The organism is Providencia sp. PROV024, from assembly GCF_032709665.1.
Classification (GTDB): Bacteria; Pseudomonadota; Gammaproteobacteria; order Enterobacterales; family Enterobacteriaceae; genus Providencia; species Providencia huashanensis.
This window is the reverse complement of record NZ_CP120545.1, coordinates 4,393,755-4,418,455: the sequence shown is the minus strand read 5'-3', so window position 1 is coordinate 4,418,455 and position 24,701 is coordinate 4,393,755. Positions and strand designations below refer to the sequence as shown.

At 42.3% G+C, this 24,701-nt stretch carries 19 protein-coding genes; 6 read left to right on the top strand and 13 right to left on the bottom strand.

Translation table 11 applies throughout. From position 1 onward, the window contains the following. Window positions 1-3: 3 nt before the first annotated feature. The gene (locus tag P3L56_RS20465; protein WP_042846677.1) at window positions 4-864 is read right to left on the bottom strand and encodes an MIP/aquaporin family protein; all 861 of its coding nucleotides are present in this window, start codon (window positions 862-864) and stop codon (window positions 4-6) included. A 304-nt stretch (window positions 865-1,168) separates the two neighbouring features. Between P3L56_RS20465 and zapB the strand changes: the two genes are divergently transcribed. After that, the gene (zapB, locus tag P3L56_RS20460; protein WP_042846676.1) at window positions 1,169-1,408 is read left to right on the top strand and encodes a cell division protein ZapB; all 240 of its coding nucleotides are present in this window, start codon (window positions 1,169-1,171) and stop codon (window positions 1,406-1,408) included. A 1,329-nt stretch (window positions 1,409-2,737) separates the two neighbouring features. Here the strand turns inward: zapB and rraA are convergent. From rraA to priA, 7 genes are all read right to left on the bottom strand, one after another. Further along, window positions 2,738-3,262, bottom strand: coding sequence for a ribonuclease E activity regulator RraA (gene rraA / locus P3L56_RS20455; RefSeq protein WP_042846675.1), 525 nt, complete (start codon window positions 3,260-3,262; stop codon window positions 2,738-2,740). Between the two features lie 120 nt (window positions 3,263-3,382). Beyond that, entirely contained in the window at window positions 3,383-4,303 is a 921-nt protein-coding gene (locus P3L56_RS20450) for a 1,4-dihydroxy-2-naphthoate polyprenyltransferase (protein WP_042846674.1), read from the bottom strand. 324 nt (window positions 4,304-4,627) lie between these two features. Continuing rightward, window positions 4,628-5,962, bottom strand: coding sequence for an HslU--HslV peptidase ATPase subunit (hslU, locus tag P3L56_RS20445; RefSeq protein ID WP_042846673.1), 1,335 nt, complete (start codon window positions 5,960-5,962; stop codon window positions 4,628-4,630). An 11-nt stretch (window positions 5,963-5,973) separates the two neighbouring features. Continuing rightward, window positions 5,974-6,504 carry an ATP-dependent protease subunit HslV gene (gene hslV / locus P3L56_RS20440; protein WP_004265304.1) on the bottom strand — a complete coding sequence of 177 codons (531 nt, stop codon included), beginning with the start codon at window positions 6,502-6,504 and terminating at the stop codon, window positions 5,974-5,976. Window positions 6,505-6,672: 168 nt separating this feature from the next. After that, window positions 6,673-7,482: a cell division protein FtsN gene (gene ftsN / locus P3L56_RS20435; RefSeq protein WP_166685514.1), complete on the bottom strand. Its 810-nt coding sequence runs from the start codon at window positions 7,480-7,482 to the stop codon at window positions 6,673-6,675. Window positions 7,483-7,805: 323 nt separating this feature from the next. Continuing rightward, the gene (gene cytR / locus P3L56_RS20430) at window positions 7,806-8,834 is read right to left on the bottom strand and encodes a DNA-binding transcriptional regulator CytR (RefSeq protein WP_042846671.1); all 1,029 of its coding nucleotides are present in this window, start codon (window positions 8,832-8,834) and stop codon (window positions 7,806-7,808) included. A 270-nt stretch (window positions 8,835-9,104) separates the two neighbouring features. Beyond that, window positions 9,105-11,303: a primosomal protein N' gene (gene priA, locus P3L56_RS20425; protein ID WP_272678197.1), complete on the bottom strand. Its 2,199-nt coding sequence runs from the start codon at window positions 11,301-11,303 to the stop codon at window positions 9,105-9,107. Window positions 11,304-11,522: 219 nt separating this feature from the next. Here priA and rpmE point away from each other — a divergent pair, with 219 nt between their 5' ends. Next, entirely contained in the window at window positions 11,523-11,738 is a 216-nt protein-coding gene (rpmE, locus tag P3L56_RS20420) for a 50S ribosomal protein L31 (protein WP_004265313.1), read from the top strand. 66 nt (window positions 11,739-11,804) lie between these two features. On the opposite strand, the gene P3L56_RS20415 is transcribed toward rpmE, so the two are convergent. The 3 genes from P3L56_RS20415 to metJ form a co-directional block, all read right to left on the bottom strand. Continuing rightward, window positions 11,805-12,542 carry an outer membrane protein gene (locus P3L56_RS20415; RefSeq protein WP_048605758.1) on the bottom strand — a complete coding sequence of 246 codons (738 nt, stop codon included), beginning with the start codon at window positions 12,540-12,542 and terminating at the stop codon, window positions 11,805-11,807. Between the two features lie 238 nt (window positions 12,543-12,780). Continuing rightward, a complete protein-coding gene (locus P3L56_RS20410) occupies window positions 12,781-13,524 on the bottom strand; it encodes a hypothetical protein (protein ID WP_042846668.1) in 744 nt (247 codons plus the stop codon). 284 nt (window positions 13,525-13,808) lie between these two features. Next, window positions 13,809-14,126: a met regulon transcriptional regulator MetJ gene (metJ, locus tag P3L56_RS20405; RefSeq protein WP_004265315.1), complete on the bottom strand. Its 318-nt coding sequence runs from the start codon at window positions 14,124-14,126 to the stop codon at window positions 13,809-13,811. Between the two features lie 315 nt (window positions 14,127-14,441). On the opposite strand from metJ, the gene metB reads away from it, so the two are divergent. The 4 genes from metB to ppc all read left to right on the top strand — a co-directional run bounded on the left by metB (window position 14,442) and on the right by ppc (window position 21,098). Beyond that, window positions 14,442-15,602 (top strand): cystathionine gamma-synthase, encoded by a 1,161-nt coding sequence (metB, locus tag P3L56_RS20400; protein ID WP_042846667.1) that lies wholly within the window; start codon window positions 14,442-14,444, stop codon window positions 15,600-15,602. 12 nt (window positions 15,603-15,614) lie between these two features. Beyond that, window positions 15,615-18,056 carry a bifunctional aspartate kinase/homoserine dehydrogenase II gene (locus P3L56_RS20395; RefSeq protein WP_042846666.1) on the top strand — a complete coding sequence of 814 codons (2,442 nt, stop codon included), beginning with the start codon at window positions 15,615-15,617 and terminating at the stop codon, window positions 18,054-18,056. 290 nt (window positions 18,057-18,346) lie between these two features. Beyond that, on the top strand, window positions 18,347-18,490 hold the full coding sequence (locus tag P3L56_RS20390) for a hypothetical protein (RefSeq protein WP_155405705.1): 144 nt from the start codon (window positions 18,347-18,349) through the stop codon (window positions 18,488-18,490). Next, on the top strand, window positions 18,459-21,098 hold the full coding sequence (ppc, locus tag P3L56_RS20385) for a phosphoenolpyruvate carboxylase (protein WP_042846665.1): 2,640 nt from the start codon (window positions 18,459-18,461) through the stop codon (window positions 21,096-21,098). Before P3L56_RS20390 ends, ppc begins: the two co-directional genes overlap by 32 nt. Before the next feature lie 70 nt (window positions 21,099-21,168). On the opposite strand, the gene gadC is transcribed toward ppc, so the two are convergent. Together gadC and P3L56_RS20375 are read right to left on the bottom strand one after the other, a co-directional pair. Next, window positions 21,169-22,719, bottom strand: coding sequence for a glutamate:gamma-aminobutyrate antiporter (gene gadC, locus P3L56_RS20380; protein ID WP_272686267.1), 1,551 nt, complete (start codon window positions 22,717-22,719; stop codon window positions 21,169-21,171). Between the two features lie 111 nt (window positions 22,720-22,830). Next, the gene (locus tag P3L56_RS20375; protein WP_042846663.1) at window positions 22,831-24,231 is read right to left on the bottom strand and encodes a glutamate decarboxylase; all 1,401 of its coding nucleotides are present in this window, start codon (window positions 24,229-24,231) and stop codon (window positions 22,831-22,833) included. Window positions 24,232-24,701 lie beyond the last annotated feature (470 nt).

Sequence of the window (24,701 nt, the reverse complement as noted above, 5' to 3'; positions counted from 1 at the left end):
AATTTAAGCCTGTTCCGAAGATTTGGTGTTTTTAACGGATAACTTTTCTGTTTTGGTCTCTTCTTCACATACCATGCACGGTAGGTGGCGACCAATAAGTTTACGATAGGCGAATGCCCCTAGCAGACCACCAACAATAGGTGCTGTCAATGGTACAAGGAAATACGGTATATCACGGCCACCTGTGAGCGCGATGTCACCCCAGCCTGCAAGATAAGCCACAACTTTCGGCCCAAAATCGCGAGCAGGGTTGAGGGCGAACCCTGTTAGTGCACCAAATGAACCGCCGATAACTGCGATTAAAATACCAATTAATAGTGGAGCAAGTGGGCCACGAGGTACGCCATTACCATCATCAGTTAGCGCCATAATTAAGCACACTAAGATGGCAGCAATAACCACTTCAATGAAGAAGGCATGAGGAACGCTGATTTGTGGTGCAGGGTAGGTAGAGAATACCCCTGCGGTAAATAAGCTTTCTTGTGTACCCCTAATAATATGGTGAACTTGGTCGTAATCGAAAAAAACGGGGGAATACATAGAGTAGACTAATGCCGCTGCAAAGAAGCCACCTAGCATTTGTGCGATGATATAAGGGATCACTTTGCGCTTATCAAAACAAGCGAATAGCCATAGTGCAAGGGTCACCGCAGGGTTTAAGTGAGCACCTGAGGTTCCCGCTGTAAGATAAACGGCTAAGGCAACACCGAAGCCCCAGATAATACTGATTTCCCAGAGACCAAGTTGCGCCCCTGCAATCCTAACTGCGGCAACACAGCCTAAACCGAAAAATACTAGCAGTGCAGTGCCTAAAAACTCTGAGATACACTGACCAGTGAGTGATGTAGTCGTCATTTGGCTCATATGTTTCTATCCTACGAAAATGAAAATTATTGTAATGTTTTTTTAGTTAAGACTTTCTAATCGAAAATCATTAGCTGTAAATTTATCGTTAAAGAACATAAACGAGAAATATCGAAATTGAAAAATGTGTGTTACATCACTAAAGCGAAAGAAAACAACCAAAAATAGTGACGAGTTCGACCTTTATGGTGTGATCTGACCAGTATTTTTTATCAATGGTTATTAGTATTCAGATGGAAGGAACTGGACACAGGGGATCATGCTACTTACAATCGTGTAAAAGCAGATAAGGGAGACCTAACAAATGTCATTTGAAGTATTTGAGAAACTCGAGTCCAAAGTTCAACAAGCGATTGATACAATCACGTTGTTACAAATGGAAATTGATGAATTAAAAGATAAAAATGGTGCACTAAGCCAAGAACTAGAAACGACAAAGTCAGGTACTGAGTCTTTAGTGCGAGAAAATGAACAACTCAAACAAGAGCAGCAAGCATGGCAGGAAAGGTTGCGTACTTTGTTAGGGAAGATGGAAGAAGTGTAATTTCTCGTCATACTTCGCGTTGTAGGGGTGTTGGCTTCGTCTCTTCGCCCTAGTCACATACTTATGTATGCTCCTAGGGTCTTATCGACTTTGCCGCCTACCTACAACACGAATTATTTAGAGAAACTTTCGTCATACTTCGCGTTGTAGGGGTGTTGGCTTCGTCTCTTCGCCCTAGTCACATACTTATGTATGCTCCTAGGGTCTTATCGACTTTGCCGCCTACCTACAACACGAATTATTTAGAGAAACTTTCGTCATACTTCGCGTTGTAGGGGTGTTGGCTTCGTTTCTTCGCCCTAGTCACATACTTATGTATGCTCCTAGGGTCTTATCGACTTTGCCGCCTGCCTACAACACGAATTATTTAGAGAAACGTTCGTTATACCTTGCGTTGTAGGGTGTTGGCTTCGTTTCTTCGCCCTAGTCACATACTTATGTATGCTCCTAGGGTCTTATCGACTTTGCCGCCTACCTACAACACGAATTATTTAGAGAAACTTTCGTCATACCTTGCGTTGTAGGGTGTTGGCTTCGTTTCTTCGCCCTAGTCACATACTTATGTATGCTCCTAGGGTCTTATCGACTTTGCCGCCTGCCTACAACACGAATTATTTAGAGAAACTTTCGTCATACTTCGCGTTGTAGGGGTGTTGGCTTCGTCTCTTTGCTCTAGTCACATACTTATGTATGCTCCTAGGGTCTTATCGACTTTGCCGCCTACCTACAACACGAATTATTTAGAGAAACGTTCGTCATACCTTGCGTTGTAGGGGTGTTGGCTTCGTCTCTTCGCCCTAGTCACATACTTATGTATGCTCCTAGGGTCTTATCGACTTTGCCGCCTACCTACAACACGAATTATTTAGAGAAACTTTCGTCATACCTTGCGTTGTAGGGGTGTTGGCTTCATCTCTTTGCTCTAGTCACATACTTATGTATGCTCTTAGAGTCTTATCGACTTTGCCGCCTGCCTACAACACGAATTATTTAGAGAAACTTTCGTCATACTTTGCGTTGTAGGGTGTTGGCTTCATCTCTTTGCTCTAGTCACATACTTATGTATGCTCTTAGAGTCTTATCGACTTTGCCGCCTGCCTACAACACGAATTATTTAGAGAAACTTTTGTCATACCTTGCGTTGTAGGGTGTTGGCTTCGTCTCTTTGCTCTAGTCACATACTTATGTATGCTCCTAGGGTCTTATCGACTTTGCCGCCTACCTACAACACGAATTATTTAGAGAAACGTTCGTCATACCTTGCGTTGTAGAGTATAAAAATAAGGGCTGCAATAATTTGCAGCCCTTATTTTTATAATTTTTAACGGATTATGCGTCGATATTGTCATCTTCGATAAAACCGTCGTTCTCAGACGAGGTTAGTGGCTCTTCAGAAAGAATAATGCCGGTATTATCCGCATACAGATAATCACCAGAGAAGAAGGTGACGCCACCAAAATTGACGCGGACATCACTTTCGCCAATGCCCTCATCAGGGCAACCTGCTGGCATAGCGGCAATAGCTTGGATGCCAAGGTCAAGTTCCATTAGTGCATCGACTTGGCGAACCGCGCCATAAATCACAATGCCTTCCCAATGGTTGTCAACAGCAAGCCTTGCTACTTCGGCGTCAATAAGCGCTTTACGGACAGAGCCACCGCCATCAACTAGCAGAATACGGCCGGTACCGTCTTCTTCCAGCAAATCATACAGTAGGCCGTTATCTTCAAAGCATTTAACTGTAATGATTTGACCGCCAAATGAAGTACGCCCACCAAAGTTGGAGAAAAGAGGTTCTACCACATTAACGCTTTCTTGGTATATATCGCAGAGTTCGGAAGTATCATAATTCATAGGATTTAGGTCTTTTTTTGCTGCAAGAGGTAGCCAGTATATCCCTTTTGAACAGTACTTGGCAAAGTTACCCGCCTAAAAATAGGCGGGAAAAGTCAAAAAATAGGCAAATAATGATGATTACTTGCTCATCACCACGCCAATAGAGAATAACACGTTGGTGATCAGTGCCGCTTTTACCATATTTTCAAGTAAAGGACGCATACCTTCTGGTGTGGGGTCGCTAAGAACACGGCGTAAATGGTTCATCAATACTGGCACCGCAAGTAAGAATAGCCAGCCACTCCAACCTTGTAAGTAAATCAGGTTGAAAAACACTAAACATAAAATGGCAACGATAATAATAATTGCGTGGTAAATGCGTGCACCCTGCGGCCCTAAACGCACAGCTAATGTATTTTTACCTGCTTTGATATCATTTTCGATATCACGCATATTATTAATGTTTAATACGGCAACTGATAGCAACCCGCAAGCTGTGGCGGGTAACAGGGTGATGATATTGAAACTATTTGCCTGTAAGTAGTAAGTCCCAATCACGCTTAGCCAGCCAAAGAAGATGAGTACCGATATATCCCCCAGCCCTAAATAGCCATAGGGTTTTTTACCAACAGTGTAGGTAATGGCCGCAACGATGGCAATTAACCCTAGGGCTACGAAACCGATAGCATCTTCGGGTTTTTCACACGCGACAATAATTAACAGTAACCCAGAAATACAGGCCGCCGTAATATTGATTTTTAACGCTTTTTTCATGTCAGCTTGCGTGATAACGCCTTTTTGCATACCACGTAGTGGGCCAATACGCTCTTCGGTATCGGAACCTTTTACAGCATCACCATAATCATTGGCAAGGTTAGATAAAATCTGTAATAGTCCAGCGGTAATAAGGGCTAAAAGCGCCACAGGCCATTTAAAGTTGCCTGTTAAATAGGTTAGAGCGGAGCCTGTGACAATCGCAATCACCCCGAGAGGGAGGGTTTTGGGGCGTAGGCTTTCAATCCAAGCTTGTTTACGGCTTATTGTATTTGGTGAGTTCATTTAATTACTTCACAGGTTCATACTTGTCATATTTCAAATTGTAGTGATCTTGGCTGTACTTTATTGCTCTAGTCACATACTCGTATAGGTTACTTGCTATATTCCAGCTACTTTAGTCACATCGGGCTGATGTTATTTTGGTTTTCTACAATCTGAATTATTTAAAGTCGTGTTCTTAAAAATTTAACTAGCCTATCGCAATGATAAATATTGTTGAATTTCAAAGCAGTAGGATTAATATTTCATAGAAAAAAGTGCAGCGATAAAAGCTGCACTTTAGTCGATGTATATTAAGGATACATGAAAACCTGATAATTAATAAGATTATAAAATAAATCTACTCAGGTCTTCGTCAGCAACCAGTTCGTCTAAGTGTTGTTTGACGTACTCAGCATCGATTTGGATAGTTTGGCCATTACGGTCGCTTGCATCGAAAGAAATATCTTCCATTAAACGTTCAAGTACCGTGTGCAGACGACGAGCACCAATGTTTTCAGTTGACTCATTCACTTGCCATGCTGATTCTGCAATTTTACGGATACCGTCTGCTGTAAATTCAATATTGACGCCTTCAGTTGCCATTAGCGCTTTATATTGCTCAGTTAAGGAGGCATTTGGTTCTGTCAAAATGCGGACAAAATCTTCAGTGGTCAGTGCTTGCAGTTCAACGCGAATAGGTAGACGACCTTGCAGTTCAGGGATTAGATCTGATGGGCTAGATACTTGGAATGCACCTGATGCAATAAAGAGAATGTGGTCGGTTTTTACCATACCGTGCTTAGTCGAAATGGTACAGCCTTCGATTAATGGTAATAAGTCACGCTGAACCCCTTCACGGGATACGTCTGGACCTGAGCTTTGACCGCCACGTTTACAGATTTTGTCGAATTCATCGATAAACACGATACCGTTTTGCTCTACGGCTTCAATAGCTTGTTCTTTTAGCTCTTCTGGGTTAACTAATTTAGCGGCTTCTTCTTCCACTAATAGTTTAAACGCCTCTTTGATTTTCATCTTACGAGGCTTTTGTTTTTGACCCGCTAAATTTTGGAACATGGATTGTAACTGGTTAGTCATTTCTTCCATGCCCGGAGGCGCCATGATCTCTACCCCCATTGGGGTGGCCGCAACTTCAATCTCAATTTCTTTATCGTCTAACTGGCCTTCACGTAATTTTTTACGGAATGTTTGACGCGCAGGTGATTGTTCATCAGTGGGTTCAGATTGACCCCAATTGTTTTTTGCCGGTGGGATCAACACATCTAAAATACGCTCTTCGGCCATTTCTTCTGCACGATAGCGGTTTTTTTCGATAGATTGTAAACGCACCATTTTGACGGCAGAATCAGTCAAATCACGAATAATAGAGTCAACTTCTTTACCCACATAACCGACTTCTGTAAATTTTGTCGCTTCAACTTTGATAAACGGTGCATTCGCTAATTTTGCTAAGCGGCGAGCAATTTCAGTTTTACCTACCCCTGTTGGGCCAATCATCAGAATATTTTTTGGGGTAACTTCATGGCGTAACACTTCATTTAACTGCATACGGCGCCAGCGGTTACGCAGAGCAATTGCTACAGAGCGTTTGGCTTTGTTTTGGCCAATAATATGATTGTCGAGTTCGCTGACAATTTCGCGTGGAGTCATTTCGGACATGCTAGCAATCCTTATGATTTTGAAGAAATTTCTTCAAAGTTGACATTGTGGTTGGTGTAAATACAGATGTCGCCAGCAATGGCGAGTGCTTTTTCGGCAATTTCTTTTGCGCTCAAGTCTGTATTTTCTAACAGTGCACGTGCTGCTGATTGCGCGTATGGACCACCGGAACCTATGGCAATTAAGTCATTTTCAGGTTGTACCACGTCACCATTACCCGTAATGATAAGCGAGGTGTGTTCATCTGCGACAGCGAGCAACGCTTCTAGCTTGCGTAGCATACGGTCTGTACGCCAATCTTTTGCAAGCTCAACGGCCGCTTTAGTTAAATGGCCTTGGTGCAGTTCGAGTTTACGCTCAAACAGTTCAAAAAGTGTGAATGCATCTGCGGTGCCACCGGCAAATCCGGCAATGACTTTGTCATTGTATAAGCGGCGAACTTTGCGGACATTGCCTTTCATGACGGTATTACCCATCGTCGCCTGTCCATCACCACCAATTACGACCTGGCCATTACGGCGAACACTTACGATTGTTGTCATGAGTTAGCCCCTGGTTTTATTACAAAAAGAATGCAGCTGGTTTTAATTTCCAAAAGATAAAATTCAAGTGGTAGCTGTTTAATTAGCTAGCACTTGAATTGTGTTGAAGATAAAAACAACCGCTCATGAGTACATTAAAACAGTACATGGGGTGGGAGGTTAGGATTTTCAACCCCCTGAAGCACGAAGAATGCAACCTGATACACCGACACCTGCTGCTCGGTCACGCATTTTCTCTGCGGTTGACTTGGAATAAGGGCCTAATACGATACGGTGCCAGCCACCGCCACTAGAGATACGGCTTTCAATACCTGAAAAGGCGAGTGTTGCTTGTACCGACTCTGCTTGTTCTGCTGTACGGAATGACCCGCATTGAACTAACATATTTTGCAGATTATTCGCTGGTTTTTTATCCGGTACATTTTGTGTCGATGAGGCCGGTGCCGCTGGTCGAGATTCTACTTTCGGTTCGTTATTCACAACAGGCTTACGTTGAACTGGCTCTATAGGTTGAGCCGGTTCATTGATAATGACCTGAGACCGCGGCACTGGTTTACCGTTAGCAGGGATTTCTTGTAAGTTAGTTACCGGTTGGCGCCGGTCAGAATCGATTTGCTCTAATAATTGACGTTGTTCAGGTGTTAAATCTGATGGACGCAGAATATTAGTACCGGTATTAGGCTGCTGAGAGCTTGGTATATCAACACCGCGGCGCTCGAGTTCTTTAATATAGCGCCAGCGCTCTTCAGGTTTGGGCGGAAGTGTGCTGCCCGTAGGTGCAGTTGGTACGACAGATTGTGGTGGTAGGGTATCCTTTTTATTTTGGGTGATATAAAACAGGCCACCAACGAATAGCACGACAATCACCACAGCAACGACCAAAGTAGTCATTGGCAGTCCCTGTGCTTTTTTCGATTTACCTTTGCCTTTTTTACGAGCGGATGAGCGCCCTCGAGCTACATAATCTTTTTGTGCCACGCTATTAATTCACTAATTATTAATTGTTGTCGTCATTTGGCTTAACATGTTACTTAACCTGAGTGGCTTTGACTAGGGGCTGTTCATCTTTGCTGATGATTTTTACAGCGCGTTTTGGTGTTAAAACCAGCTACATGGTTAGGTTTAGTACAACCATGCTCGGTAAGCTACATAATTCAGAAAAATAGACCTTCGGGTTCGATTAAATGTAATTTTTCTCTGTGTTAAGCACTTCTTGCCTAGGTGACTAGACGGTGAATCGCTCGCCTTGAGCAAAATACATTTAATACGAATAAAAATGTACCATTAAAGTTCAATAACCCCTAGCTTTTAGGCGCTTTTGTACTCTCTCTAATGATTAAATCAGAATCTAGGAGACGAGACCCTGGGGTGACATTGTTACCGTGGATCTGTTCTAGTAACAGTTGCATAGCATGATGGCCGATTTCAGTACGCGGTTGGTCGATAGTCGTTAATGCGGGTAAAGTGTATTTTGCTTGTTCTAAGTTATCGAAACCAACGAAAGAAAGGTCATCTGGGAGTTGTAACCCCATTTTCTTCGCTTGCCACATAGCCCCTATGGCCATGATATCACTGTGACAAAAAACGGCAGTTGGGGGTTCAGGAAGTGAAAGTAACGTTTTCATGGCTTCTGCGCCACCTTCGTGCGTAAAATCGCCGCGAATAATATAGTTTTCGCGTAACTTTTCGCCAGTACGCAACATCGCCTTTTTATAACCTTCTAACCGATACTCACTCAACGGCATATGAGAGGGACCTGCGATACAAGCAATCAGCCGGTGGCCTTGCTTTTGTAGGTAATGGGTCGCGTTAAATGCTGCCGTAAGGTTATCAATATGAACGGTAGGGAGCTTTAATTCAGGGGCAAACTCATTCGCCATAACAATTGGCGGTAGGTTTTTTTGTTCTTCAGTGGAGACATCAAAGGGGATATTAGAGCCGAGTAATACCATACCATCGATTTGTTTGGTAATAATCAGGTTAATAAAGGCATTTTCTTGTTTTTGTTGATGTTTGCAATCACCAATTAGCACAAAATAGCCTTCTTGTGCTGCAATTTCTTCGATACCACAAACCACGTCGCTAAAGAAAGGGTCACGGATATTCGGAACGAGTACAAGAATAGTTTTTGATTCATTGCGCTTATAACTTCTAGCAAGGTTGTGGGGGTAATAGCCAACATCCATCACGGCTTGCTCGACCTTTTGCCTTGTCTGCAAAGAAACCTTTTCTGGGTTCATCAAGGTTCTAGAGACTGTCGCTGTCGAAACGCCCGCAGCACTGGCAACGTCTTTCATTGTTGCCGTATTATTGTGTTTTTTACTTTCCACAACGCCTTCCTTAGATTGATTTAATCGTTTGCTTTTTTTGAATGGCGAAAGCACGTCATTATTTATGATTAGAAGTTATTCTAATTGGTTTCACAATAATATCTGTTACCTAGTTTGCATAAAAAGTGTGACTTACGTCATTTTTTAGAGCTGCTTCGCAAATTTAAAAAAAATTTGAGAGGAAATTCCTAAAAATCGGCTGTTGAAACACAGAGATATCTAGAGATACTTTGTTCATGAGTATTCAAATTATTAATTTAAGGAATGAGGTTAGCAATCAGTCGGGTCGACGTCCACATTCCATTTTACTTTACGGCTTTCTGGCTGCTGAAGGATTTCAGGCAGTAGTTTTGCCATAAATTGCTGCAAATATAACCGTGAAGGGTGTTGGAGCAATAATTGCCAGCGGAATCGTCCACCTCGTTTGGCTTGAATCGACGGCGATGGCCCTAAAATCCACAGTTTAGCGTCACTTTGCGGGTGCTCTGCGATATATTGCCGTACATTTTGCAAAAAAAGGCGTGAATCTTGGTTATTGTGGTCTTCGGAGCGGATCAAAATATGGTTAGTGTAAGGTGGTAACATGGCGATACGGCGCTCTTCCATTGCCTCTTTTGTGAAAGCGTCATAGCCGTTTTCAAGTAAATTGAGTAGCAGAGGGTGCTCTGGGTGGTGAGTCTGTAAAAAAACGTCCCCTTGCTTACCAGCTCGACCCGCACGGCCTGAAACTTGTACATATAATTGGGCAAAACGCTCAGCTGCACGAAAGTCACTCGAAAATAGTGCGCCGTCAACGTCTAATAGCGCGACTAAGGTAACATCTGGAAAATGGTGGCCCTTAGCTAACATTTGCGTGCCGATAAGGACCCTTGCCCCACCTTCGTGAACTTGGTTTAAATGTTGCTCAAGTTCGCCTTTACGACTAGTAGTATCACGGTCAATACGGGTCACTGGCGTGTCAGGGAAAAGCTCCGATATCCCCTCTTCAAGTTGCTCTGTTCCCATACCTACGGGCACCAAGTGGGTTGACCCACATTGTGGGCATTGGCGAGGGATCGGGCGTTGGCTGTCGCAGTGATGACAACGTAATTGGTGAAAATTCTGATGTAAGGTGTAGTAATGATCACAGCGTTGGCACTCGGCAATCCAGCCACATTCATGGCAAATCAGTGCCGGGGAATAGCCCCGACGATTTAAAAATAAAATCACCTGATTATTTTTCGCTAAATGTTCTTTAATATGTTGGATTAGCAAGTGTGATAGGCCATATTTTAAGGGTTGGCCTTTTAAGTCAATTAGATGTTGTACTGCAGGGTGAGCATTCCCAGCCCGAATAGTGAGGTTTAATTGACGATACTTATTTTGTTGAACATTAAAAAGGGTTTCCAGTGACGGTGTTGCGGTCCCCATCACAATCGGAATATTATTTTTTTTGGCGCGAAAGACCGCGAGGTCTCGAGCATGGTAACGCCAGCCATCCTGTTGCTTATAAGAGCTATCATGCTCTTCATCGATAATGATGATGCCTAAGTGGGCAAATGGGGTAAATAGGGCAGAACGAGTGCCAATAATAATTGCATTTTGCCCTTGTTTAGCTCGTAGCCAAACGGCTAAACGTTCACTGTCATTTAACCCCGAATGTAGAACATCTACAGGGGCATTGAAACGCTCACGAAAACGGCTAATGGTTTGTGGGGTTAAGCCAATTTCGGGAACGAGAACTAAAGCCTGTTTACCTTGGGAAAGCACATTTTCTAATACGCTTAAATAGACCTCTGTTTTACCGGAACCTGTGATCCCAGCAAGCAGCCATGGTGAGAACTCGTCATCTTGTGCACGGATCGCTCCGACCGCGGTGGCCTGTTCGCTGTTAAGGCGTAGCCTCTCACCACATATTGTAAAGTTAGGTTGCCATTTTTCCGCGGTAGGCTGAACAGGGTGTAGTTCTATATAGCTTTTCTTTTTTAAGGCTTGTAAGGCACTTTCGCTGATTTCAAGTTCATTGACCTGATGGCGATACACAGACCGGCGACGTAAAAGGGCGAGTGCTTGCTGCTGCTTAGGTGAACGTTTTAGCTCATTAAGGTCAACCGCAAGGCCTAACTCAGTAACTTGCCATTGCCAAATAGGGGTGAATTCTGCGGCTTTACCTTGGCGCAGTAATGTCGGTAGGGCGTGGAAAAGAACCTCACCAACTGGGTAATGGTAATATTGGGCAGACCATAATAATAATTGCCAAACATCGTCAGGAAATAGAGTTTGCTGGTCAAGAACCAGTTCGATAGCTTTGAGCTTGTCTTCAGCAAATTCACTTTTATCGCTATGTTTAACCACAACCCCCAGTGCTTGGCGCTTGCCAAACGGCACCATGACACGGCTCCCAATGACGGGAAGCGCCATGTTATCAGGGAGGCGATAATCAAATGTGCGATTTAAAGGAACAGGTAATGCCACCTGAACGACGATCATAGCTGGATTTCCGTCTGTTTTTTATGCGATGATAATAATAAGAGCGGACTAGAGTAACACAAAATTTACTCGGTTTTCATTGCGTGATAAACAGAATTTCTGTATGATCCGCCGCCTTTGGTAGTTATTTTTGCCAATAATATTAAATTCAATCAACACGACGTGTGGTGTCCGGCGTTAGGGCTGGAATGGCGACACGGCCTTAATAGAGGTTCTCCCATGAAAAAAGGTATTCATCCTAAATACGAAGAAGTTACTGCAACTTGTTCTTGCGGTAATGTTATGAAAATTAATTCAACTGCTGGTCACTCGCTGAACCTGGACGTTTGTGGTAATTGCCACCCGTTCTATACTGGTAAACAGCGTGATGTTGCGACTGGTGGTCGTGTTGATCGCTTTAACCAACGTTTCAGCATCCCAGGTTCTAAAAAATAATCGAACTTGTGAAATGCAAAAAAAGGGAAAATATATTTTCCCTTTTTTTATGGGTAGAATAAACCGTTAGAAGCGGTAAACCACACCAAGCATAATGTCATTGCTTCTGACTTTCACTTTTGATTTATCTTTGGCACCGTCAGTGTAAGAGCTCACCTCAGATTTACCTGCATCTAAGAAGCGGTAGCTTAAATCTAATGATAGATTGTCATTGATTGCATACTGTGAACCCAATCCTAAACTCCAAGCAAAATTACTATTAGTTTTTGATTTAGACGATGAACTATATTCGCTACCACCGGAATTCGTTTCAGAGTAGGAATACTGTGCTTTATGCTTAATGCTCGCTAACCCTAAGCCCACAGATACATAAGGTGTGAAATTAGTTTCATTTTTGAAGTCATAGTAGGCATTGACCATGAAAGTATTTAGCGTGATATCATTTTTTGCATCATCACTATCTGAATAGAAAGAACCATTGCCATTGTCCCAAGAGCTACTCGCTAGATTATATTTGGAAGATGCTTTCCCTCTAAGGGTTATATCGAGCTCAGTACGAAGAGGTAAAGAGGTCATATCATATAAGTCATAACCAACAGCAAGGCCGCCACCGAACACGCCTTTGGTTTTGCTTCCACCACTGGCACGATCATACTCACCAAGGTCATCAATACTTTCCCACTTTTGGTCGGAAAGTTTTAAGATTGATGTTCCCATTTTACCAGAAACATAAAAACCACTATTCGATGCCATCGCTACGCTAGAAACGACGCTTAAAAGAGATACTGCAATTATCTTTTTCATTAAAAATACCGTTTAGTTAGTTTATTGGAAATAAGGTTTTATTATAAGTCAAATTAAGCGTTTGATTTAAGATAAGTCAAAATTGGGTGAAAAACGATATGATTATCGTTATTCTTTGTTAATAGTTGATAATTAACGGTTTCATGGAGGGGGTTATGGTGGTTATTAGTATTTTATTTTGTTTAAACGCGGCCAATATTTAAGAACGCACTCTTTATGGGGTGCGTTTTAAGCGTATTTAGCGTTTTTTACACGGGGCTGGAGCATATTGTGTCTCTGCGGGGAAAGGGTTTGCTTCGCAGTCGGCTAATTCTTCCCGAACTTCAAAAATCGCAAAACCAATTACGCCAATATTCCGTTCGTCACCTTGAACATTTTGATTTACATAAGAATCTTCTGGTGCTGAGAAGCGAAAAGCGGCGACTTGGTCCTGATTCTTGCGAAAGCCCTCAATGGTGACCTCATGTTTGGGACGGATCAAATATCCATTATTTTGGTATGAACCTGCACGGCCATTTAGTACGTCAATACCATCAACGGTTGTGACCACTTCGTAGGTTCTATTTCTATCGGTATTGGCGATAGTCAATTGATAACGCTGTCCCTCTTGGGCGGGCAAAATATATTGTCCTTGGTTATTACGGTAAATTGGCATTTTACGGTCATTTCCATCAGTGATTTTGATCTCTATGGGGGACAACGGAATATAATTGATGGTTTGAACATGGCTTGGGACACGTTCACCGCGGTAAAAAATAATGGCGGTGTCAAAAGGTGTGTTGGTTAAACGTGAGGCTTTGACCGTTTGTACAGCAGAATTAACATCTTCCCCCCATTTTGTCCCTAATTTTTTCGCTGATAAATCGCTATTAGCAGTTTCTTTATATTCTTTGGTATAACTAGTTGAGTGGTTTGTGCATCCTGCGGTGATGAGTAGTGCTCCGCCGAGTAAGCCGATTAAGACCTGATTATATTTATTCATTACACTATCCTTAATAATTCTAATTATTGGGTGTGGTTATAGATTGGTGTGATGAAGTGTAGAGAAGTTGGGGAAATAAGCCTGCGGGCAATTCTGAAAGTGAACTAATTCAGAGAAATCTTGGTGTTAGGTGTGAGACCAAAGAAAAATTTTAGCGTGGCTTGGGATGAGCGATTAAGTGTAATCACCTTTAGATAAGATAAGAAGAGCGCTACGCCACTGGCAGGGAATACCTGTTTGCGACGTAGTGAAAAACGTATTGCATTACTGAGGCAAAAATTGAGTTAGTACTCCCACGTTTCTGGGTCGATGCCTAATTCACGCATGATTTCTTTTGCCGCTTCAGGGATTTCGTCATTACGTTCTTTGCGTAAATCTTCGTCATTCGGCAGCGGTTGCCCCGTGAATGCGTGCAAAAATGCTTCGCACAGTAATTCACTATTTGTAGCGTGACGTAAGTTATTAATCTGGCGGCGTGTACGCTCATCAGTTAAAATTTTTAGTACCTTCAACGGGATAGATACTGTAATTTTTTTTACTTGCTCACTCTTTTTGCCATGTTCAGCATACGGACTGACATATTCACCATTCCATTCAGCCATGAGTTACCTTGGATATTTTCAGTAATAATTAAAAATAATATGCATATTCTTTTTAAGAGAAACTTATTCTAAGCTTCAAATAGGGCGTGTCTGCATATAAGTAAGAAGAAACTTGTCCTAGTTTACCACAATTTTTCCTGTGAAATTAACCAGCTAAGTCTATTTGTGCTATTGATTATCAATGAGCACATAATCATTAAGGCTGATTATTCCATTACTTGATATAAACGTAAAGAGGTTTAGACGTCTAGATATGTTGACGTCTAAACATCTCATGGGTATGATTTGAGCAATCACAAATCAGGAGAAGCGTTTATGGCCTACAAACCGTCAACTATCGCAATTCATAATGGATTAAATGAAGATCAACAATTTGGTTGCGTTGTGCCTCCCATTTATTTGTCCAGTACCTATAATTTTACTGACTTTAATCAGCCGCGAGTTCATGATTATTCACGTCGAGGAAACCCAGGGCGGGATATAGTACAAAAAACATTAGCACAGCTCGAAGGGGGAAGTGGGGCTGTAATGACGAATAGCGGTATGTCTGCGCTTCATCTGTTATGTACGGTATTTTTACAACCGGGTGATTTACTTGTAGCTCCCCACGATTGTTATGGGGGAAGTTACCGGTTATTTAATAGCCAAAGCCAGCGTGGGGCTTATCAAGTACAGTTTGTCGACCAAAGTGACGAAAGTGCATTGCAAAAGGCATTAGATAAAAAGCCTAAATTGGTGTTAATCGAAACACCGAGCAACCCACTATTAAGAATTTTTGATATACAGCATATTGCTCATTTGGCTCATGAAGCAGGGGCATTAGTCGTTGTTGACAATACATTTCTAAGCCCGATTTTACAGCAACCGCTTTCATTAGGGGCGGATTTTGTTGTCCACTCATGCACTAAATATCTTAATGGCCACTCAGATATTGTGGCTGGAGTTGTTATTGCCAAAGATGAAAAATGGGCAATAGAATTAGCGTGGTGGGCAAATAATATTGGTGTTACTGGAGGGGCTTTTGATAGCTATTTACTATTGCGAGGGATTCGAACCTTATCGCCACGTATCTTACAACAGCAGAGGAATACACAAGAAATCGTAAAGTATCTTAAATCACAGACTTTAGTGAAAAAATTGTATTATCCTGAATTGGAAGATCATCCAGGGCATCAAATTGCACTTAAGCAGCAAAAAGGTTTTGGGGCAATGTTAAGTTTTGAATTTGCTGGTGATGAATTACAACTACGTCGTTTTCTGAGCGCCTTGTCTTTATTTACATTGGCAGAATCATTAGGTGGTGTAGAAACCCTGATTTCTCATACGGCAACAATGACCCACGCGGGGATGTCCGCTGAAGCTCGAGCACAAGCCGGTATTACGGATAGCTTGCTGAGAATTTCGGTCGGGATTGAAGACCCTCAGGATTTAATTACAGATTTAGAGCAAGCATTTCAGGTTGCGGCACAACGTTAGCGGAGTTTTTTGATGAGTGTACTAACAGCGGTTGAGGTGGCACCTTGCCACCGCCAGTTACATAAGTTTGGAGGTAGTAGTTTAGCGGACGCGAAGTGTTATCAACGAGTCGCGGCTATTATGGCTAACTATAGCCAACCCGGTGATTTAATGGTGGTTTCCGCTGCGGGTAGTACAACCAATCAACTAATCAATTGGTTGAAATTAAGTCAGATTGACCGTATTTCGGCTCATCAAGCTCAGCAAATATTACGCCGCTATCAACTGGATTTAATTGAATCTCTTTTGCCAGAACCAAAAGCAAAAGAATTAAGCCAATTATTCATTCAGGATTTAGAACGACTCAGTGTTTTACTGGATAAGCCGAATAGTGATGTCACTTACGCAGAAGTCGTCGGTCATGGTGAAATTTGGTCTGCGCGCCTTATGTCTGAAGTGTTATCTCAAGCTGATATGGCAAGTTCTTGGTTAGACGCGCGTTTATTTTTACGTGCTGAACGCGCTGCACAGCCTCAGGTAGATGAAATACAATCACGGTATTTATTACAACAACAATTAACTCAATTACCTAATCGACGTATTGTTGTTACTGGCTTTATCTCCCGTAACCAGCAAGGCGAAACCGTATTACTCGGGCGCAATGGTAGCGACTATTCAGCCACACAGGTTGGTGCGCTCGCCGATGTTGATAAAGTCACCATTTGGAGTGATGTTGCAGGGGTGTACAGTGCAGACCCTCGTAAGGTTAAAGATGCGTGTTTATTGCCTTTATTACGTCTTGATGAAGCTAGCGAATTGGCGCGTTTAGCGGCGCCAGTTTTACATACTCGTACCTTGCAGCCCGTTTCTGTCAGTAACATTGATTTGCAATTAAGGTGTAGTTACCAACCAGAGCAAGGCTCAACCAAGATAGAGCGTGTATTAGCATCAGGAGCTGGGGCTAAAATTGTCACAAGTCACGATGATGTTTGCTTAATTGAACTACGTATTGCTGCAGGGCGGGATTTCAAACAAATCTGTAAGGATGTGGACTTACTATTAAAACGGGTCCAATTACGTCCATTAGCTCTTGGTATTCACCATGACCGTGCATTACTTCAATTATGTTATACCTCAGAACTTGTTGAAAGTGCGTTGAATGTCTTAGAGGAAGCCGGGTTACCGGGGTCATTATCACTGCGTGAAGGTTTTTCTTTGGTTGCTTTAGTGGGGGCGGGTGTTGGCAAAAAACCTCTGCATAGCCACCGTTTTTATGAGGAGTTGAAGGGGCAGCCTGTTGAATTTATTTGGCATTCTGAAGATGCGATTAGCTTGGTTGCCGTATTGCGTACAAACCAAACTGAACATTTAATCCAAGGTATGCACCAAAGCTTGTTCCGTGCGGAAAAACGTATAGGGTTAGTACTCTTTGGTAAAGGGAATATTGGCGCGCGTTGGTTGGAACTTTTTGCAGCGGAGCAACCTAATATTTCTGCTCGTAGTGACTTTGACTTCGTGTTGGCTGGTGTGGTGGATAGCCGCCGTAGTTTATTAAATTATCAGGGGATCGACCCTAGTCGCGCTTTGGCATTTTTTGATGACGAGGCGGTGGAACATGAAGATGACAACTTGTTTTTATGGATGCGTTCTCACCCTTATGATGATTTAGTTGTCTTAGATGTTACCGCCAGTGAAACTTTGGCTGATAGCTATGTTGATTTTGCCAGCTATGGTTTTCATGTTATTAGTGCTAACAAAATTGCAGGGGCCGCACAAACAGCTCAGTATCGCCAAATTCGAGATGCATTTTCAAAAACAGGTCGTCACTGGCTTTATAATGCGACAGTTGGAGCTGGGTTGCCGATTAACTATACGGTGCGAGATTTAAAAGAAAGTGGTGATGCCATCCTGACGATTAGCGGTATTTTTTCAGGGACATTATCATGGCTATTTTTGCAATTCGATGGCTCGGTTCCGTTCAGTGAGTTAGTTGAGCAAGCGTGGCAACAAGGTTTAACAGAACCTGATCCACGTATTGACCTTTCTGGGCAAGATGTGATGCGCAAGTTAATTATTTTAGCCCGTGAAGCTGGTTACGATATAGAACCTAATGACGTACGTGTTGAGTCATTAGTCCCTAAACAAGCTCAAACCGGCTCATTAGATGAGTTTTTTGAAAATAGTGCTGTGATCAATGAACAGATGCAACAGCGCTTAGAAGCGGCACAGGAAATGGGGTTAGTACTTCGTTATGTTGCGCGGTTTGATGCAGTAAAAGGTAAAGCTAAAGTGGGTGTTGAGGCAGTACAACCGAATCACCCATTGGCTTCATTATTACCGGGTGACAATGTATTTGCGATAGAAAGTCGCTGGTATCGAGATAACCCATTAGTAATAAGAGGTCCTGGGGCAGGGCGAGATGTGACTGCTGGGGCTATTCAATCTGATTTAAACCGCCTTTCTCAATTGTTGTAATCATTGTTTAAATGTATTGGTGCTTTAAATGTAAATTTGGCACCAATACATCATGAAAATTTTTAATCTACAGCCTTCTTTTCTGTCTTTTTATTCTGATGATTTAATTCTTAAGCATTATTCATGTCTTAAAAGTGCTGAATCGACGATATATTGCGCTGAAACAATACTTAAATAAGAAAAATTAATAAAAATGAATCTGTAATTAAATTTCAGAAAAATCCCCCAAAGTCATTTTTTTCTGATATGAATATACATTGAAGGGTAAATTTAGCGGTCTGCATCACAAAATGATAATTCTAACGCAGCCGACTGAAATTTTGTTACAGGAAACAGGTAGCAGTCTGTTAACCGTGAGTCATGCGGGATGCATTCTGCCAGAAGCACAAGGTCAGGAGTCTCATGAATCAGCAATATTCCGCAATGCGCAGTAATGTCAGTATGCTAGGTAAGTTACTCGGCGATACCATCAAGGAAGCTTTAGGCGAAGACATACTCGATAAAGTAGAGTCCATTCGTAAGCTTTCTAAATCTTCCCGTGCAGGTAATGAAGTTCAGCGCCAAAAACTGCTGATGACATTACAAAACCTCTCTAATGATGAGTTGCTACCCGTCGCAAGGGCATTTAACCAATTCTTAAACCTAACAAACGTCGCTGAGCAATACCACAGTATTTCACCTCATGGTGAAGCGGCAAGTAACCCCGTCGCATTGAAAAATCTGTTTGGCCGCTTAAAAGAAAAAAGCTTTACTGATACAGACATTCAAAAAGCAGTTGAACAGCTTTCTATCGAATTAGTTTTAACCGCTCACCCCACTGAGATCGCACGTCGGACGTTGATCCACAAACTGGTTGAAGTAAACACCTGTTTATCTCAGCTTGATCATGATGATATTGCGGACTATGAGCGCAATAATATTATGCGGCGCCTGCGCCAATTAGTCGCTCAATCATGGCATACCGATGAAATTCGTAAAATTCGTCCAACGCCAATTGATGAAGCGAAGTGGGGTTTCGCAGTGGTCGAAAATTCACTGTGGGAAGGGGTTCCTGCATTTTTACGTGAATTTAACGAACAACTCGAAGACTCGATTGGCGCTGTTTTACCTGTCGAAGCCAATCCAATCCGTTTCACGTCATGGATGGGCGGTGACCGTGACGGTAACCCAAATGTGACGGCGGATGTCACTCGTCAAGTTTTACTGCTAAGTCGCTGGAAAGCAGCAGATTTATTCCTAAAAGACATTCAGGTTTTAGTTTCTGAGCTGTCCATGACGGAGGCAACCCCAGAGTTACGTGCATTAGCTGGAGGCGATGATGTGGATGAACCGTATCGCCAAATTGCTAAAAATTTGCGTAGCCAATTATTCTCAACATTAGAATATTTAGAGCGCCGTGTAAAAGGTGAGCAAGCCTTGCCTCCCGCCGATTTATTGACAGATAATGCCCAGTTATGGGACCCGCTATATGCCTGTTATCAATCGTTAATTGCCTGCAATATGAAAATTATTGCCAATGGGCAACTGCTGGATACCTTACGTCGTATTCGTAGTTTTGGCTTACAGTTGGTACGTATTGATGTCCGCCAAGAAAGTACTCGCCATACAGAGGCTATTGCAGAACTCACACAATATTTAGGGCTGGGGGATTACTCACAGTGGTCGGAAGAGGAAAAACAGCAATTTTTACTGTCCGAGCTGCAATCACGCCGCCCATTAATTCCACAAGATTGGCAGCCTAGCCCAGAAACACAAGAGGTATTTGAAACCTGCCGTGTTATTGCGAATGCGAAGAATGATTCGATTGCGGCTTATGTAATTTCAATGGCTAAAGTACCTTCAGATGTCTTAGCGGTTAAATTATTGCTTAATGAAACTGGCGCTTCAGTTCGTTTACCTGTCGCACCATTATTTGAGACCTTAGAAGACTTAAATAATGCCGAAAGCGTAATGCAAAAACTGCTCAGTATTGAATGGTACCGCGAGCTGATCGATGACCGCCAAATGGTGATGATTGGGTATTCAGATTCAGCTAAAGATGCAGGGGTAATGGCAGCATCGTGGGCACAATACAGGGCACAAGATGCGTTAATTAAACTGTGTGAAAAAGAAGGTGTGACACTGACCCTGTTCCACGGACGTGGTGGCACTATCGGTCGTGGGGGGGCTCCGGCTCATTCTGCATTGCTGTCTCAGCCTCCGGGGAGTTTAAAAGGTGGCTTGCGTGTTACAGAACAAGGGGAAATGATCCGCTTTAAATTCGGGTTACCACAAGTCACTATCAGTAGTTTAGCAATGTATACAAGCGCAATCTTAGAAGCTAATCTCTTACCGCCACCAGAACCGAAAAACGAGTGGAAATCGGTGATGGATTCATTATCGGATGTTTCTTGTGCAATGTACCGTGACTATGTACGTGAACAGCCTGATTTTGTTCCGTACTTTCGTGCTGCTACGCCTGAATTAGAACTAGGCAAGTTGCCACTAGGGTCAAGGCCAGCGAAACGTCGACCTACTGGTGGTGTTGAAACATTACGTGCTATTCCTTGGATTTTTGCATGGACACAAAACCGCTTGATGCTTCCTGCTTGGTTGGGTGCGGGCGCAGCACTGAAACATGTCATTGAACAAGAAGGCAAACAAAACATTCTTGATGAAATGTGGCAGCAATGGCCATTCTTTAATACACGTATAGCTATGTTAGAGATGGTTTATGCGAAAGCAGACCTATGGCTGGCGGAGTACTATGATCATCGTTTAGTGGAAGAACGTTTATGGCCGTTGGGGCAAAAACTACGTGATCAGCTGTCGGAGGATATAAAAAGTGTGCTAGCGGTTTCGAAAGACGAAGCGTTAATGGCGGACTTACCGTGGATTGCTGAATCTATTGCACTACGTAATGTCTACACTGACCCGTTAAACGTTTTACAAGCCGAACTATTACACCGGTCTCGCCAACAAGAACACCCAGACCCACGCGTAGAACAAGCGCTGATGGTCACTATTGCAGGGGTTGCTGCTGGGATGCGTAATACGGGCTAGGGGTATTACAGCCGTATTTAAGAAAAAAGCTGCCAATTCATTCGGCAGCTTTTTTTATCTTTATTTCATCTTACTTAGGGGAGTTACTATCTTGCTTATCATCATGCACTAGATGATAGGTAGAACGCGCTCTAGGGTGAATAAAGAAGTGGTTAACTGGTGCATTATGCGTTTTGATATGTACCATCGCCACATTGGTTTTCTTACCTTGTTTGCTATGGAATGCATAAATTACAAATGGCAGTAAGAAGATAATTATAAAGCTGACGGCAAGTAGCGTGACGTAAGTATTATCACTTACTCCGCCGGGTAATGAGCTTGGTGGGAAGAATGAAACAATAAACGCTAAGATAGAAATAATAAACCCAGCGGAGGCAACAAGTAATTTAACACCTTTGCCACCAGGGATATTAAACGCTCGTTTCTTCTCAGGTTGCTTGCAGACTAAATGCATATAACCAAGGAATAACATAAAGTAGCTACAGAGATAAATAACGACCGTCAGTGCCAATGCAATAAGGAATGACATATTCCCGCCGCCGCCAGTATTGGTGAGGACGATAATCGCGACAGTTGTAATTAATAATTGAGAGACAACCAGTGTGACTGGGACGCCATTTTTATTCACTTTGGCGAAACTTTGCGGCAAAATTCCTTTCTGTGCCGCAACGTACATTCCTCGCGAAGGCCCTACAATCCATGAGGCTATTTCCGCTAAGACACCAAGCAATAATAAAGCTGCAATAATTCGCACTGCCCATTCAAGGGAAGAATTAAAGTGTGTAACAAGTACGTTGAATGTCTGAACTACACCGGCAGACAGGTTAATTTCACTATTTGGGATAGCAACAGCAACAGATAACCCGCCAATAGAGCTTAAACAAATGGCTGCTATCATCAGTAAAAACATGGCTGCTGGGTAGTCTCTACCTGGGTTTTTCATTTCGTTAACGTGGGTTGCGGAAGCCTCAACTCCCATATAACTCAAAATAAACGCAACAAAAACGACCAATGTCCCTATTTGGGTAAAATCAGGAATAAAGGTTTTTTCACTGATTTCAATGGCTAAAGGGGCACCGCTGGATAAATAACTAATGGCTAAAAACACTAAAATGAGTGCAGGAAGTAAAATACCTAAAAAGAAACCTACTTTAGCGATGGTCGCAGTATATTTGGTCCCGCCAAATTGAGTGAAAGCTAGCACCCATAAAATGACTAATGCCCCGATAGTTTTGGTTACAGGGTCCGTATTCAATTCTGGCCAATTTAGAATATAAGATAAGGCCCCTAGCACGAAGTACAGCATTGGGATAAAGCCAATAGCAATCTGTAGGTAACCAAATGAAATTGCAGCAAATCCCCAGCGCTCACCTAGTGTATTAGAAACCCATGCGAACACACCGCCTTCTTCCCAACCTTCCACTGTCGCCATTTCTGCGGCACATAATGCGACAGGAATGAACCATAACAATCCGCCTAACAATAGGAAAAAAACTAAACTAAAACCAGATGTTGCAAACGTTGGGTATTCATATACAGCCATTACCATTGAGGCTGTAATGGCAAAAAAACCCAGTAATGTGAGCTGTTTTGCGGCTGGAGCTGTCGTTGTTGTCGCCATACGAGTTCTCCTAAAGTCTATAAACAATCAGTCTTACAGGACTGATCCCAATAGAAGCCAAAGAACATGACATTCTTTGGCTAATAAATAATAGAGCTAATGACTAGCTAATTAACTGTGGTTAAAACCGCCGCCTTCATCTTCTGTTAGCGGTTTATTGACTGGGTGTTTTTCGAAATAATCTAGCGTGCGTTTAAAATCTTCAATTAACAATGCGGCTAAGTCTAAACTTACTCCGTGACGAACTAAGATACGTTGAACAACGAGGTCTTCACGGTTTGCTGGCATTGAATATGCAGGGACTTGCCATCCACGACTACGTAGTTTATCTGCTATGTCATAGAGGGAATAATTGCTGGTGGTCTCGCCTTTTTTCAACTTCCAAGCCAGCGCTGGGATACCTTTTTGGCTATCACCATCGAAAATCATTTCAAATGGACCTAACTTTTCGATTTCGCGGGCTAGGAATTGCGCAGTTGCGTAGCAAGAATTATGAATTTTTGCATAGCCTTCACGACCGAGCCTCAGGAAGTTATAGTACTGAGCGATAATTTGGCCACCTGGGCGAGAGAAGTTAAGCGCGAAGGTTGGCATATTGCCACCTAAATAGTTTACATTGAAAATTAATTCTTCAGGTAAGTCTTGCGCTTCACGCCAGACTACCCAGCCTGCGCCTAATGGAGCTAAACCAAATTTATGTCCGGAAGAGTTAATCGATTTTACGCGAGGTAAACGGAAGTCCCATTCTAAATCTGGCGCACAAAATGGTGCTAGGAACCCACCGCTTGCACCATCGACATGGATAGGAATATCTAAGCCCGTTTCTTTTTGTAACTTATCTAATGCATCATGAACTGCTTTAACAGGTTCATATTGGCAAGTGAATGTCACGCCTAACGTTGGTACTACACCAATCGTATTTTCATCTACACGTTTAAGCACTTCCTCAGGGTTCATAATCAGGCGGTCGCCTTCAAGTGGGATCTCCCTGAGTTCAACATCAAAGTAGCGGGCAAATTTATGCCAACATACTTGAACAGGGCCACAGATCATGTTTGGTTTGTCTGTTGGCTTTCCTGCTGCTGCACGTTTTTTACGCCATTGCCACTTTAAGGCTAACCCTCCAAGCATTGCTGCTTCAGAAGAACCGATGGTCGAGCAGCCGAGGGTATTTTCTGCATCTGGCGAATGCCAAAGATCCGCTAGCATATGTACACAACGGTTTTCAATTTCGGCAGTTTGTGGATATTCATCTTTATCGATCATATTTTTATCGATAGATAAGTCCATTAAGTCACGAATTTCATCATCTACCCAAGTTTGGCAGAATGTTGCTAAATTTTGACGTGAATTACCATCTAACATTAATTCATCTCGCACTGCACTAAATACATTGCGAGGTTCTTGTTCTTTTGATGGAAATTTAGTTTTTGGTAATGATTTTGATAACTCTAATGACGCATAAACGTCATCCATCCCATTATATTTTGGATTCAATGAACGATTACTCATATTTTAATTTCCTCAATAACCAAGTGGTAATTATGTGATATTTAATATTGAGAGCAATATTAAATATACGCGCTCTTCTTTAAATATCCAAAGATTTAAACTAAAAAAAATTAATTGAATAGCCATTATCTTAATTAGAATGAAATTAAGGTTATAACTATGGCGGATGGGGGGAAGTAATATATTTAATATTGGTTAGGTGTCTTTTTAAGTCATGTTTACTCTGAAATTTTAGCTGCTTAACTCATCATGAGTGAAAATTTTGGGGTTAACTTCTGTAAATTTATTCTTTATGAGTTAGTTTGTCGTTATCTGATGATGCTAATTAGTGTTGGGTTTTTATAACATATTAAATGGATTACATATTTCATAATTGTGATGATTATTAACGAATAATTCAAATTTAGTTTTCATTAAATTTAAATTTAATGTGATGCTCTAAAAAAGATTTAACGCTAAATTCCCCCTTT